The organism is Chitinophaga niastensis, assembly GCF_003014755.1.
GTDB lineage: Bacteria > Bacteroidota > Bacteroidia > Chitinophagales > Chitinophagaceae > Chitinophaga > Chitinophaga niastensis.
The window spans coordinates 425,851-438,896 of the sequence record NZ_PYAW01000001.1 but is presented as its reverse complement, the minus strand read 5'-3'; the positions used below and the strand labels follow the sequence as shown (position 1 = coordinate 438,896).

Below are 13,046 nucleotides of genomic sequence, written 5' to 3'. Positions count from 1 at the left end.
AGCGAAGATCAAAGCGTTTATGTCCGCTTCAATCTTCGCTAATCTTTTTATAATCAAAAAAATAAAATCAGGGTAATCAGTATAATCAGCCTAATCCTGTGAAAGACAATCCCCCCTTAGAACTCTGCGCTCTTCGGTGTTCTGGGGAACGCAATTACATCGCGGATATTAGTCATGCCTGTTACAAACAGCATCAAACGCTCAAAGCCAAGACCAAAGCCGGCGTGTGGAGCAGTTCCATAGCGGCGGGTATCCAGGTACCAGCTCAGTTCTTCTACAGGAACGTGCATTTCTTCCATACGTTTAACCAGTTTGTCGTAGTTCTCTTCACGTTGAGAGCCACCTACCATTTCACCGATGCCCGGGAACAGGATATCCATTGCCCTTACGGTTTTGCCGTCATCGTTGAGTTTCATGTAGAAAGATTTGATTTCTTTAGGATAGTCAGTTAAGATAACCGGCTTCTTAAAGTGTTTTTCTACAAGATAACGTTCGTGTTCACTTTGCAGGTCAGCACCCCAATCTTCAATCAGGTATTGGAACTTCTTGTTTTTGTTATGTTTACTGTTTTTCAGAATATCTATTGCTTCTGTATAAGTGATACGCACAAATTCATTGTGCAATACAAATTCCAGTTTTTCTATCAGACCCATTTCACTGCGCTCCAGCTGCGGTTTCTGTTTATCTTCTTCCACAAGGCGGGTAGCCAGGAAGTCCAGATCTTCGCGGTTGTTTTCCAGTACATATCCGATAACGGATTTGATGAAAGCTTCTGCCAGATCCATGTTATCTTCCAGCTGATAAAAAGCCATTTCTGGCTCAATCATCCAGAACTCAGCCAGGTGGCGGGCTGTATTGGAATTTTCCGCACGGAAAGTTGGTCCGAAAGTGTATATATCACCAAAGGCCATAGCGCCCAGTTCTCCTTCCAGCTGCCCGGATACAGTGAGGTTGGTGGATTTACCAAAGAAATCTTCTTTATAATCAATTTCTCCGGCTTCATTACGGGGCGGGTTTTTCATGTCCAGCGTGGTTACGCGGAACATTTCACCGGCACCTTCTGCATCAGATGCAGTAATGATAGGTGTATGCAGGTATACAAAACCGCGTTCATTGAAAAAGCGGTGTACTGCAAATGCCAGGGCATGACGTACCCGGAAGATGGCACCAAAAGTATTGGTGCGGAAACGCAGATGTGCTATCTCACGGAGGTATTCCAGGCTGGGCTTGTTTTTCAGCTGCAGCGGATATTTCTCAGGATCACAGTCTCCCAGTATTTCCAGGGTTACCGCTTTCAGTTCTACTTTCTGACCTTTACCCAGAGATGGAATAATCTCTCCGGTGGCGCTGATGGCAGCTCCGGTGGTAATACGCTTCAACAGCGCAGCATCCGTATTTTCGGTATTAATAACTATCTGTAAATTATTATTAGTGGAGCCATCGTTCAAAGCTATAAACTGATTGTTGCGGAATGAACGCACCCAACCTTTAACTGTTACTTCGTAATGCGCCTTGTCGTCCGACAAGATTTGCTTGACTTTCACCCTTTGGCTCATAAAATCTATATTTTAGGACTGCAAAAATAAGCGTAAAACTTCATAGTATATAGCGGCTGTTTATAGCTTTTTGGAAAGATATACACCTGCATTGTTTGCAAACGAAATGTTAAAAATAGGCATGGAATAATCCGGAAACAAGAAGGGATAAGGTTTTAAGCGTCCCGCTGCTGCTCTTTTGCAGCCGGATAGAGGGGGCTTCAATGACGGCACTATCAGGCACTTAGGGGCATATAATGGTTAAATATTTTTGGTTAATAGTAAAACTTGTTTTAATCTTGCGTTATATTCTGCCTGATTAAGTTCATTTTTCTCTTCATCAGCAGTTCCTAAACTCAATCATTCCCTATCAAATTTAATAAGCTAATTAAATTTATTGACTCAAAAACAATTATTTGTAATTGGTGTATGTTGGTATGCAGTGGTACCCGCCTCACAACACTTCTAAAATTTGACAACACAGATGATGTACGACATCTTACAATTGAACGACATGCTCGTTCCTGAGCTGCTTGATATTGCAGAGAAACTGGAAGTTCCCAACGCTAAAAAACTGAACAAACAGGACCTTATCTACAAAATTCTTGATAAACAAGCTGTATTAGCCTCAGAAGATAACCAAGCCAACGGAGACGATAAAAAAGCACGTAAACGCAAACCTGTAAAGAAAGACGAAGCTAATCACGCTGCTGAAGAACCTGCTCACGCTGACGAAAAACCAGCCGCAAAAAAAGCAACAAAGAAAGTTACCGGAACAAAATCGAAAGATCATGATGCGGATGAAACGCCGGCAACTTCTTCCAAACCGAAAATAAAAGACTTTGAAATAGATCTGGATAGCATTCCATCACTCACTTTTGATGATGATGATGATATCATCATTCCTTCATTTACAGAAGATGAAGAAGCGGAGGAAGACGAAGTAGTAGCCATTCCGGCTGCTGAAGAGGAGGATGAAGAGGATGACGATGATTTTGTAGTTCCGGGTGAAATAGCGATTGCGCCTGTTGCGCAGAAAAGCCGCTACCCTGCAAAGAAAGAACCTACCTTCAATATAGAATTTGATGGCGTTATTGTAAGTGAAGGTGTACTGGAAATGATGCCTGATGGCTATGGTTTCCTGCGCTCTTCCGATTACAACTACCTCAGTTCTCCGGATGATATTTATGTATCTCCTTCGCAGATAAAACTTTTCGGTCTTAAAACCGGTGATACCGTGAAAGGTGCGGTGCGCCCACCTAAAGAAGGAGAGAAATACTTTGCTTTACTGAAAGTAGAAACAATCAATAACAAGTCTCCGGAAGAAGTACGCGACCGTGTACCTTTCGATTACCTGACACCATTGTTTCCTTTCGAAAAATTAAGATTAACAACTACTTCCAATAACTACTCTACGCGTATCATGGATATGTTTACGCCTATCGGTAAAGGTCAGCGTGGACTCATTGTTGCGCAACCCAAGGTAGGTAAAACCATGTTGCTGAAAGAAGTGGCCAATGCTATCGCTACCAACCATCCTGAAATTTATCTGATGGTAGTACTGATAGATGAACGTCCGGAAGAGGTAACAGATATGGAACGTAGTGTGAAAGCAGAAGTTATTGCTTCTACTTTCGATGAACCTGCTGAAAAACACGTGAAAGTATCTGCCATCGCATTGCAAAAAGCAAAACGCCTGGTAGAGTGCGGACACGATGTAGTGATCCTGCTGGATTCCATTACACGTTTGGCCAGAGCACACAATACCGTGGCACCTGCATCCGGTAAAGTATTGAGTGGTGGTGTGGAAGCCAACGCTATGCAGAAACCTAAACAATTCTTTGGTGCTGCACGCAAAATTGAACATGGTGGTTCACTCACTATCCTGGCTACTGCATTGATTGATACCGGTTCCAAAATGGATGAGGTAATCTTCGAAGAGTTTAAAGGTACCGGTAACATGGAACTGTTGCTGGATCGTAAACTGGCTAACAAACGTATCTTCCCGGCTATCGATGTTTCCGCATCTTCTACCCGCCGTGATGATCTGTTGCTGGATAAAGATTCCCTGAAACGTATCCATATCCTGCGTAATCACCTGGGAGATATGAATACAGATGAGTCTATGCACTTCATGCTGCAGCATATGCGTGGTACTAAGAGCAATGAAGAATTCCTGATTTCTATGAATAGCTAATCAGTAGAGATAATTAAAAGAATCCCGCTCCGGTTATTCCGGGCGGGATTTTTTTATGCAGAGATTTACCAGCAATTTTTTTCCGCTGCTGCTGAACCGGGTGAAAGCAAAAATCCCGTTCTGGCAGCGCCGGAACGGGATTTATCCAATCCATATAACCTTATAACTATCTTACATAAAACATCATCTGATGCTTAGAATATCCAGTTAACACCCAGAGAGAATTCTTTAGGGAAGTTAAAATCAAAGCTACTAGTGTTGGTTTTAACACCTGTTGCTTCAGCTTTATGTTGGTCGTAAGCATAGCTCAAACCACCAAATGCACCTTCTACCATGAAATGTTTGGTAACGAAGTAAGTAATACCTGGTAATACATTTACAGAGAAACCATTGTAAGTATCAGTTTTAGTATCTGCAACTTTTTTCTGACCAAAACGGTAACCAGCATTTGCTTCAGCAAAGAATGCAAATTTGCTTTGACCAATCATATGATAGTTACGAACAAAAACACCCGGAGTGATATCATATGTTTTGGTTTTTGTGCCAGCTAAGTCTTTATCAAAACCGAATGCTGTTTTTGCAAATACACCAATTACCCAGTTAGGATTCAGTGCTACACCAACTTTAGGGCTGATACCGAAATTAGTGGTGGTTGTTTTGCTGTCTGCGCCTTTAACTTTGTCTGATTTAGTAGAAACATTCACGTTACCACCTAAAATTACATCGCCTTTTGAAAACTGAGCCTTTGCTACTTGTGTGCCGAACAGTGCTACTGCGGCCAATACAATCAACTTTTTCATCTTTCGTTAATTTAAATATTCATTAAAACTATTCCTGTGTGTCATTGATTCTTCTACATAGATCTTAGCCATTCTTAGTTGAATGCTGGTCGATATCTTAGCCCATTAAAAAAAATGGTGAGTACTTGTTTTTCGCGATCCATAAAGCACCGGAGCACTTTTTTGTCGTGCGGATCAAAACACGATGCCTGCCACTTACACCATATTACCCATAAACCGAATAATACATTTACCAGGAGTTGTGCAGTATGCTCTGCATCCGTGTCCTCATTGAGTTCACCGTTGTTTACTCCTTTGGTGATGGTAGCAGAAAGGAAAGAAATTTCTACTTGTTGCAGCAGTTCAATTGTTTGCCGCATCAGGGTGGATGGTACATCCTTAATCCATTCGTTTATACCAAACAGAAAGTGATATTCCAGGAGCATTTTTTCTTTCAGCTCCAGGTAACGGTCCATGATAGCGGTTACAGACGGTGCTTCTTCTACATATGCAGACATATCAAAGAAACAATCTGCTATCATTTGCTCCACTACTGCTACATATATGGATTCCTTATCTGAAAAATAATAATACAAAGAGCCTTTGGAAATTTCCAGATCCCTGGCAATCTCCTCCATGGTAGTTTTAGACAAGCCGAACCGCTTAAAGCGCTTCAAAGCCGCTTCCAGTATCATTGTACGTTTCTGATCCTGTTCTGCCATAGGTGTGGTTGGAAACAAAATTTGACTGTCTGACTATTTTGTTTCACGGGTCAAAAGTACAATCAAAAGTAATTCAAGCAAATTTTTTTGTTAAATAATTGTTACGTATTCTCCGCGCATTAAATCAAAAAAGAAAAAAACAGGCAGGAAAACGCGTCCCGTAAAAAAACAGGTGCTCTGCATTGAATAAATCGAAAAGAGGAAGCTCAAAAAATTGAAAATGTGTAATAACGGGGATTATTACACGTAGTAGCTACTATTATCTATGCGTCATTTTAGTAATCAGGTCCCGTTGTCTTCTTTCGGTAATATCCAGCACTATCCCGCTTTTGAGCACTACTTTACTGGTAGCTGCATTCACATGACTGATGTTGGACAACTGAACCATTTGTGAATTATTGATCTGGTAGAAACGAAGGGAAGTAAAGAGATCAGCATAGTAGCGGAACGGTCGCGCAGCAGAAATGAGTACGCCGGAGCTTAAACGGAAGAAGCAATTTTCTGTTTGTGCTTCCAGGTAATCTATAGCAAGGATGTTGATCGTGTGTGCCTCTCCGTTAGTGTCCGGAATCAATAACTTCCAGGATACGTGTTTGCTGTTGTTGAAATTTTCCAGCAATACCTGGTACCTTTCTTTATTGTTGCCGGCTGCTATTCGTTCCGTAATAAGGGATACAGCTTGCAGCAAACTTTGTTTATCTATAGGTTTTAGTATTAGTTCCACATCACTGAAACGGATCACATGCAGAAATTTCTTTTCAAAAGCAGTTACAAAAACAGCCTCAAAAGGAATGTCCGGCAGCGTACCCATAAGTACGTCAAACCCGGTTCCGTCCGGCATCTCCAGATCCAGGAATACCAATTCCGGCCGGTGTTTTTTAATTTTGTTAATGCCATCTTCACAATCTGAGGCCATGTCGGCAATAGTGATCTGCGGGCAATATTTTTCCAGCATTAACGCAATAATATCCCGGCTGTTTCTCTCATCATCTATTATAACTGCCTTTATCATAAGAATAACTGCTTACTAACGTTGACGGATATACTATTATAACTGAGGGATCAGTATTTTTACGATCGTGCCGCTATCCGCTTCATCCTCGGCCGACCTGTCAATGATTTCTATATGGATTTCTGTATTGTACATTTTATTCAACAGCTCCGCACGGTTCTGGCTTATTTCCATCCCAGACGACTGGTGATGATTAGGTAACATGCGCAATGATTTGGACCGTGCAATACCAATTCCATTATCTGCTATTACACATTCCAGCATATCTGATGCTACCAGGTTAAAGTGAATGGAAAGCACGCCGGTAGGTTGTTTGGGGTTGGTCATTCCATGTTTCACCGCATTTTCCACATAGGGCTGCAGCAACATAGCAGGTATCTCCAGTTCGGCGGTAGCTATCGCCGGATCTACTATGATCTGGTATTCCATCCTGTTTTCAAAACGCATCTTTTCCAGTCCCAGGTAGGTAGTCAGATAAGTAATTTCATCTGCCAGTGATATAAAATTACGACGGGAAAAATCTAATGTTTTGCGGATCAGGTAAGAAAAATCTGACAAATATTTCTGTGCATATTCATAGTCACGTTGCATCACAAACAGCTGAATAGAATTCAGACAGTTAAAAATAAAATGTGGATTTATCTGTGCGCGGATAGCCTTGAGCTCAATCTCCGTGAGCTTCTTATCATATTCTGTTTCCAGTTGTTTTTTTCGCTGTTCTTCCAGTTCCTGTTTTTTACGCAGTATTTCTGTCGTCTGTTCTTTCACCAGTTCTTCCAACTGCTCATTAAGCTTGTGTTGCAGCTCTTTGTTTTTATTCAATTGTTTGATCAGGAGTTCCTGTGTTCTGGTTCTTTCGTGATGCACCAGCTTATTGCGATAACTTAAACCAGCCAGGAAAAACATAGCCTGTAATAACACGCCGCCAATCAGCAGTAAAGAAGGGGCGGCCAGCTCTCCCAAAGCACTGAGCAATCCCAGCGGACGCACATGCATTAAAAAGGAGCCAAGACAAGCCAGGTATAAACATACGGACCCGTACAGGAAAAAACGTACCAGCGGGTGATGCCTGGAACGCCTTGCCAGCGCCAGAAACACAGCCAGCAAAGGTAGCAGTGTTCCAAAATATACATAGCTGTAAATAATAGTAGGTAAGTGGTATTGCTCCTGTGCAATACAATACATACATACAATGATCAATCCGCCCACAATGGCCGCTACCCATGTAAATACCTGTTCCATAAACGGATAGCGCTCTTTCAGGTTCAGGAAAGTATTGCCGAATAACAGGTACATCGGGTAAAAACAAAACAGCAATCCCGGAATATCCCAGTAGTATTTAAACATTGGCCACTGGTGGAAGAAAGATAACTGGTATGGTTTACTTTCCAGGCGTAACGCAAAAAACAGGATAAGCCCCAGAATATAGGCTGCAAAGTAGATATAAGACCTGTCAGGTAATTGTATATAATTAATGATAGAGATGCTGAAGAAAACCAGTAACATGCCCAGCAACACCTGGATAACAGCCGCTTCTTTACGGTATACATCCAGCTGTTTATCACGAAACTGTGCAAAGGCTGGTGCGCTGAAAAGCGCCGGCATCAGTGCACTTTCATTGTAGGATTTATTGATGATATGAAGATAAAAAGTACGGCTTTGCCCGGCAGGAACGGATACATTGAACGCGTAATGGTTCCATCTTTCTACCCCGCCATTGTCCAGCATTAAACCGGTTTGTATGAGTTGCTGACAGGTATCGCCGGGGGGCTGTACATACCAGTACATATAGTCATGCCAGCCGGCAAACAGGAGACAGGAAAGTGCTTTATCACTTTCATTTTTTACCCGTAGCCGCAGCCAGCAGTTATTTACCCGGCCGTTGTTTTTGGGATAATCGTGAAATAGCTGCTCCTCATGGGTAAATGACGATTGTGTCACCTGTTGTATAGTCAGGGAGCCGTTATTATCTGCCAGTGTATTGATATAAGGACGCAGATCCATGTTTACAGGAGCAAACGTGTGATCTGCAATCAGTGTGTCTACTGGGGCGCGATCGGTGATGGCAAAGGATTCTGCAGTGTAACAATACAACAGCAGCATTAGAAAAATGCGCTTCACAGAGTGTATTAAATTTGATTTATAGCAATTTGTCAATAGCGGTGGCCAATGCCTCATCTTTGGCGGTGATCACATTTCCGGCATCATGGGTGCTAAGGTATATCTCTACTTTATTGTAAACATTCGTCCAGTAAGGATGATGATCCATTTTTTCAGCTAGCAGTGCAACTTTGGTCATAAATGCAAATGCATCACGAAAGTTTTTAAACTCAAAGGCACGATAAAGCTGTTTGTTCTTTTCTTCCCACATAAATAACAGGAATTTTAAAGTGAAACTTTTGGGTTCACCACGAGGATCTGGTCAAATTATTATGCCATGGGGCTGCTCTTGTGTATTTCCTATCCTAAAAGATGAGGTTCATCTTATTCCTGACCTCTCTGATATCCAGTAAAGATACTAATTGTACAAGCGGAACGCGACGTAATTCTTCCAATAATTTTTTTACGTCATCAGGCTGATAGTAATCTCCCTTGATCATCCACAAAAAATGTATTTGTTTTAGCTCTGGTAGCAGGAATTCTGCCTGGCAATGATTATTATAGAAATAATGTGCTACTGAATTGGTGGGCTCGTGAAACTCAAGCACAGGGAAATGGAAGGACCTTGTTTTCTTGGTAAGCGTTATTTCCAGGGTGTTATTCACCCTGAAATTGGTATGCAGGTGGCGGTTGATGTGCCAGCACAGCTGATAGTCGCGCGCAGAAGAGGCGATACCGATCAGGTGGGTGCTTTCAAAGAAATCCTCCACTAATTGGTCCTGGTCCAGCTTTAGCTTGAGTATTGTCATATGGAAAAGTAGCGCTGTGCCCGATGAATCCCGGGTATTGAAAAATAAAAGTTATGCTTTCTTTTTACTGTCCTTTCGGGTTTGTCCCGGGTCCCAAAATACAGCTTTAAAGTTTTGTATTTTATCTTCTTTTACAATAACTCCTTCCTGCTCCAGTAATTCCTGCATCAGGGTGGGGGTAGCAAAGTGACTGCTGCCACTGAGCTCCCCTTTGCTGTTTACTACACGGTGGGCGGGTACAGCTGGCTTTGCGCTGCCAGCCGCATTCATGGCCCAGCCAACCATGCGCCCGGTAAGCCGCAAGCCGGAAGCATCTGCTATTGCACCATAAGAGGTGACACGTCCACGGGGTATTTTGCGCACTATTTTATATACCGTATCAAAAAAAGAAACCTTCTCAGTGTCGGGTTTCTTTTCCTTCGTCCCTGCGCTGGGTAAGGAGGGCTGATCTTTTGGGTTCAGGTACTTTTTCATATTCAAAAGGACAGTGTTTACAGCCGTTGCCACAACAATAGCCCCGGTCCAGGTGGAATTTTTCAGTAAATACCATATAGCCTTCGGCGTTATAGTAAAAATCAATCTTCTCCACCAACGGTTGCTTCATCGGAAGGCAGTTTAATGCTTTGCCAGTCCAGTGGCGTGGCGGGCAGTTGAAATTTCAGATAACGGATAATTCTCCCGTCTGCCAGGTGCATACCTTCATAAAAGGTCTGGATCTTCAGTAGTGGTGGTACCTCCGGTAATGCATATACATCAGGAATATCCTGTATCAGGGTGCAACCAGCTGCTCTGATAACTTCCTGCGTAAAAGCATACAATTGCGGGGAGTCTGTTTTCAGGTTAATAGTCGCTCCCGGCGCCAGCAGTGGCTGAAACAGCTGCAGGAATTTAGGGTGCGTTAACCTTTTCTTTGACTTGGAATTGCGCAGGAAAGGGTCCGGAAAAGTGATCCAGATGTCCTTGATTTCTCCTGGTGCAAAGTAATTATTGAGTTTATCAATTTGTGTACGCAGAAAGCCTACGTTGGTCAAAGGCTCTTCCATAGCCGTTTTGGCTCCTCTCCAGATGCGGTTGCCTTTAAGATCTACGCCGATAAAGTTTTGATCTGTAAACATCCGGGCCATGCCCAGTGTATAATCTCCTTTGCCACAGGCCAGTTCTAATGTAACAGGGTGGTTGTTTTTGAAGAATTCATGCCATTTGCCCTGCATCCCTTCCGGATATATCAATACATTGGGGAAGGTTTCTATTTCTGCAAAGCGTTGTAATTTTTTTTGTCCCATTCCGGCAAAAATAAGCCGAAAGAAGAAAATATAGGCAGATTATGGGGAGAGGAATTTTTGTTTACTGTTTTGGGAGCTCTTTCAGTTTGCTGAGCCTTTTGTTGGCAGCAGCTAATTTATTGGGTGCTAACACTTTGCCTTCAGGTTTAGCAAGGGAATCATTAATGGTGACAATCACTTCCTTACCAAATAGAGCACTGTAATATTTAATAGGCTTTTTATTCATACAATAAAATTAAGGTTTTTTTGATGTAACAACGAAGTTATCTACGGGCATATTTTTCAAAAATGGAACTAGCCTTCCACCAACCTGAGTATAGATATCAAATTTAACTGATAGTTCTTTAAGATTGATTCCTATAGCCATTCTGTATAACCTTGTTCTCTCTCTTGTACTTCCTTCAAATGATATCCACCGGTTTGGATATTTCATAAGATATATCTCTACAATATTCGCTACAGTAGCCAATATCACATCTCTGTCACCATTGTCGCTTACACTGAAATCATCATATTCGCCGATCTTGTTAATGTCGCCAAAAGAAAGATTGTATATTTCAGGTATTATAGTTTCTTGAAACGCTATTCGTTTATGAATTGGTCCTTTGGGGCCAATACTGATAAAATCGAATATGCTTAGATCAGCAGACGCCTGAAGTAATTCGTAGGTGCTGTATTTCATTTTACAAACAATGAATTCTTCCAAAATTAGTCGCAGGAAACAGGAAAATTGTTAATAGAATATAAATGCGGCGTAAATAGTGAGGGAGAAACAAAAAAAGCCCATAAGTCAGTGACTTATGAGCTCTTTAAACCAATTAAGCTGTAGGAGGAGGAGTCGAACCTCCACGGGGCAGTTAGCCATAGCACAAGTAAGATTAGTGGTCAACCCAATTATACTACGTTTATCCTGTGACCCCCACCCTCGAGACAAGAGGGCATGTCTGCCAGTTTCATCATCCCACAATGTGTGTGTAAAACATTACCAGCTATTGCTTTTCGTGAGCCGTTTTTGTAATGATTATGATGCAAATCTAAGTAGAAGGGTAATTTTTTGCAAATTTTTTAAGAAGAATTTTGGAATTTTCGATATTTTTTAAATATTTGCATATAACTTTAAAACATTCAAAAACAAATTGTAAAAATGAGCCACAATTTGAATATTGACAAACTCGATTTGCAGATTATCAGTGAAATGATGTCAAATGCAGAGATCTCTTACGCCGATCTGGGGAAGAAATTATTCGTTTCCGGCGGGACCATCCACGTAAGAATGAAGAAATTGCAAGAACTGGGTGTAGTTAAAGGTACAAAATTACATGTAGACTTAAAAATGATCGGTTATGACGTAATCGCTTTTATTGGCATCTATCTTGAAAAAAGTTCGATGTATGACACTGTTGCCAAGGAATTAAGAAAGATACCGGAAATGGTACGCCTTAATTACACTACAGGCAGCTACAGCATGTTTGCGGAGATTATCTGTAAAGATATCACCCAGCTACGCCGTATTCTCCACGATGAACTGCAGAAGATCAAAGGCATTGAAAGGACCGAAACCCTCATTTCGCTCGAAGAAAGCTTTTATCGCACTATTAACGTGGTGGAATAATTAATTATTAAGAGTGAAACCGTTTACCCTGTTGCTATTTCATTCTTAATTATTAATTTTCATCATGGTTACAACTGAAATTGCCGAAAAAATAGAACGGCTGGAGGAAAAGTATGCCGCCATGGGGCAGAACCTGTCATCCTACCTGGATGGCCTTCTGTACGCGGACTACCTCACTTACTGGGATTATATTCAACTGGATGTATTGCTTAATCTGCAACATCCGCGCACGCCGATTCCGGATGAAAACATTTTCATCATCTATCACCAGATCACGGAATTGTATTTTAAATTATCACTGCAGGCAATCGAACAGATCTGCCATGCACCCGTACTGTCGGCTGAAATTTTTAAAACACAGCTGAAAAGAATCAATAATTATTTCCGCAATCTCATCAACTCATTTGAAATAATGGTAGATGGGATGGATAAGGAACAGTTCCTGCAATTCCGCATGGCGCTGTTGCCTGCCAGCGGCTTCCAGAGCGGACAATTCCGTATGATTGAGATTTGCTCCACCAGCCTGCTGAACCTGGTGTACGAGCCTCAGCGCCCGGCAGTTGAAAATCTTGAGCTGAAAGAAAAGCTCAATAACATCTATTGGCGCACTGGTGCAACAGAATTGGCAACAGGTAAGAAAACCCTTACCCTGCGTCAGTTTGAGCTGAAATACATGAACTCTTTCCTGCAACTGGCTACCCGCTATGAGGATTGCAACATGCAACACCGGTATAAGCAGCTCACAGCAGCAGAACAGCAGGAAGTATTGCCACTGTTAAAGGAATATGACCTCAACATTAATGTGCGCTGGCCGCTGATGCATTATAAGTCGGCTGTCAGATACCTGCATAAAAGACCGGAAGATATTGCTGCTACTGGTGGTACCAACTGGCAACAATACCTGCCTCCAAAAAATAAGCGCATCGTATTTTTTCCCGAGCTGTGGACAGAAGAAGAAATTGAAAACTGGGGTAAAATGGCGATGGGTGAATAGCAC

General features: G+C 41.9%; 15 protein-coding genes. 3 read left to right on the top strand and 12 right to left on the bottom strand.

What is annotated here, in order from left to right; translation table 11 throughout:
- Nucleotides 1-116: 116 nt before the first annotated feature.
- The gene (asnS, locus tag CLV51_RS01850) at nt 117-1,556 is read right to left on the bottom strand and encodes an asparagine--tRNA ligase (RefSeq protein ID WP_106526309.1); all 1,440 of its coding nucleotides are present in this window, start codon (nt 1,554-1,556) and stop codon (nt 117-119) included.
- 466 nt (nt 1,557-2,022) lie between these two features.
- Between asnS and rho the strand changes: the two genes are divergently transcribed.
- Nucleotides 2,023-3,732 (top strand): transcription termination factor Rho, encoded by a 1,710-nt coding sequence (gene rho / locus CLV51_RS01845; protein ID WP_106527552.1) that lies wholly within the window; start codon nt 2,023-2,025, stop codon nt 3,730-3,732.
- A gap of 194 nt (nt 3,733-3,926) precedes the next feature.
- Here the strand turns inward: rho and CLV51_RS01840 are convergent, their stop codons facing one another.
- The 11 genes from CLV51_RS01840 to CLV51_RS01795 form a co-directional block, all read right to left on the bottom strand.
- A complete protein-coding gene (locus CLV51_RS01840) occupies nt 3,927-4,532 on the bottom strand; it encodes an outer membrane beta-barrel protein (RefSeq protein WP_106526308.1) in 606 nt (201 codons plus the stop codon).
- 74 nt (nt 4,533-4,606) lie between these two features.
- The gene (locus tag CLV51_RS01835) at nt 4,607-5,233 is read right to left on the bottom strand and encodes a TetR/AcrR family transcriptional regulator (protein ID WP_106526307.1); all 627 of its coding nucleotides are present in this window, start codon (nt 5,231-5,233) and stop codon (nt 4,607-4,609) included.
- Nucleotides 5,234-5,492: 259 nt separating this feature from the next.
- The gene (locus CLV51_RS01830; RefSeq protein WP_106526306.1) at nt 5,493-6,245 is read right to left on the bottom strand and encodes a LytR/AlgR family response regulator transcription factor; all 753 of its coding nucleotides are present in this window, start codon (nt 6,243-6,245) and stop codon (nt 5,493-5,495) included.
- A gap of 36 nt (nt 6,246-6,281) precedes the next feature.
- Nucleotides 6,282-8,366: a histidine kinase gene (locus tag CLV51_RS01825; RefSeq protein WP_158266908.1), complete on the bottom strand. Its 2,085-nt coding sequence runs from the start codon at nt 8,364-8,366 to the stop codon at nt 6,282-6,284.
- 19 nt (nt 8,367-8,385) lie between these two features.
- Nucleotides 8,386-8,616 (bottom strand): 4a-hydroxytetrahydrobiopterin dehydratase, encoded by a 231-nt coding sequence (locus tag CLV51_RS01820; protein ID WP_106526304.1) that lies wholly within the window; start codon nt 8,614-8,616, stop codon nt 8,386-8,388.
- 94 nt (nt 8,617-8,710) lie between these two features.
- Nucleotides 8,711-9,154: an IPExxxVDY family protein gene (locus tag CLV51_RS01815; protein WP_106526303.1), complete on the bottom strand. Its 444-nt coding sequence runs from the start codon at nt 9,152-9,154 to the stop codon at nt 8,711-8,713.
- 51 nt (nt 9,155-9,205) lie between these two features.
- On the bottom strand, nt 9,206-9,628 hold the full coding sequence (locus tag CLV51_RS01810) for an MGMT family protein (protein ID WP_106526302.1): 423 nt from the start codon (nt 9,626-9,628) through the stop codon (nt 9,206-9,208).
- Nucleotides 9,552-9,758 (bottom strand): DUF5522 domain-containing protein, encoded by a 207-nt coding sequence (locus tag CLV51_RS01805; RefSeq protein ID WP_106526301.1) that lies wholly within the window; start codon nt 9,756-9,758, stop codon nt 9,552-9,554. The genes CLV51_RS01810 and CLV51_RS01805 overlap by 77 nt, the downstream gene beginning before the upstream one ends.
- Entirely contained in the window at nt 9,730-10,437 is a 708-nt protein-coding gene (gene trmB / locus CLV51_RS01800) for a tRNA (guanosine(46)-N7)-methyltransferase TrmB (protein ID WP_106526300.1), read from the bottom strand. The genes CLV51_RS01805 and trmB overlap by 29 nt, the downstream gene beginning before the upstream one ends.
- Before the next feature lie 61 nt (nt 10,438-10,498).
- The gene (locus CLV51_RS29000) at nt 10,499-10,663 is read right to left on the bottom strand and encodes a hypothetical protein (RefSeq protein WP_158266907.1); all 165 of its coding nucleotides are present in this window, start codon (nt 10,661-10,663) and stop codon (nt 10,499-10,501) included.
- A gap of 9 nt (nt 10,664-10,672) precedes the next feature.
- Nucleotides 10,673-11,119 (bottom strand): DUF6934 family protein, encoded by a 447-nt coding sequence (locus CLV51_RS01795; RefSeq protein ID WP_106526299.1) that lies wholly within the window; start codon nt 11,117-11,119, stop codon nt 10,673-10,675.
- Between the two features lie 462 nt (nt 11,120-11,581).
- Here CLV51_RS01795 and CLV51_RS01790 point away from each other — a divergent pair, with 462 nt between their 5' ends.
- Nucleotides 11,582-12,049 carry an Lrp/AsnC ligand binding domain-containing protein gene (locus CLV51_RS01790; RefSeq protein ID WP_079471223.1) on the top strand — a complete coding sequence of 156 codons (468 nt, stop codon included), beginning with the start codon at nt 11,582-11,584 and terminating at the stop codon, nt 12,047-12,049.
- 64 nt (nt 12,050-12,113) lie between these two features.
- The gene (locus CLV51_RS01785; RefSeq protein WP_106526298.1) at nt 12,114-13,043 is read left to right on the top strand and encodes a tryptophan 2,3-dioxygenase family protein; all 930 of its coding nucleotides are present in this window, start codon (nt 12,114-12,116) and stop codon (nt 13,041-13,043) included.
- Nucleotides 13,044-13,046: the final 3 nt, after the last annotated feature.

Excerpts from the sequence above, each read along its gene's own strand:
- asnS (WP_106526309.1), bottom strand. The coding sequence starts at position 1,556 with ATGAGCCAAAGGGTGAAAGTCAAGCAAATCTTGTCGGACGACAAGGCG.
- rho (WP_106527552.1), top strand. The coding sequence starts at position 2,023 with ATGTACGACATCTTACAATTGAACGACATGCTCGTTCCTGAGCTGCTT.
- CLV51_RS01840 (WP_106526308.1), bottom strand. The coding sequence starts at position 4,532 with ATGAAAAAGTTGATTGTATTGGCCGCAGTAGCACTGTTCGGCACACAA.
- CLV51_RS01835 (WP_106526307.1), bottom strand. The coding sequence starts at position 5,233 with ATGGCAGAACAGGATCAGAAACGTACAATGATACTGGAAGCGGCTTTG.
- CLV51_RS01830 (WP_106526306.1), bottom strand. The coding sequence starts at position 6,245 with ATGATAAAGGCAGTTATAATAGATGATGAGAGAAACAGCCGGGATATT.
- CLV51_RS01820 (WP_106526304.1), bottom strand. The coding sequence starts at position 8,616 with ATGTGGGAAGAAAAGAACAAACAGCTTTATCGTGCCTTTGAGTTTAAA.
- CLV51_RS01815 (WP_106526303.1), bottom strand. The coding sequence starts at position 9,154 with ATGACAATACTCAAGCTAAAGCTGGACCAGGACCAATTAGTGGAGGAT.
- CLV51_RS01810 (WP_106526302.1), bottom strand. The coding sequence starts at position 9,628 with ATGAAAAAGTACCTGAACCCAAAAGATCAGCCCTCCTTACCCAGCGCA.
- CLV51_RS01805 (WP_106526301.1), bottom strand. The coding sequence starts at position 9,758 with ATGAAGCAACCGTTGGTGGAGAAGATTGATTTTTACTATAACGCCGAA.
- trmB (WP_106526300.1), bottom strand. The coding sequence starts at position 10,437 with ATGGGACAAAAAAAATTACAACGCTTTGCAGAAATAGAAACCTTCCCC.
- CLV51_RS29000 (WP_158266907.1), bottom strand. The coding sequence starts at position 10,663 with ATGAATAAAAAGCCTATTAAATATTACAGTGCTCTATTTGGTAAGGAA.
- CLV51_RS01795 (WP_106526299.1), bottom strand. The coding sequence starts at position 11,119 with ATGAAATACAGCACCTACGAATTACTTCAGGCGTCTGCTGATCTAAGC.
- CLV51_RS01790 (WP_079471223.1), top strand. The coding sequence starts at position 11,582 with ATGAGCCACAATTTGAATATTGACAAACTCGATTTGCAGATTATCAGT.
- CLV51_RS01785 (WP_106526298.1), top strand. The coding sequence starts at position 12,114 with ATGGTTACAACTGAAATTGCCGAAAAAATAGAACGGCTGGAGGAAAAG.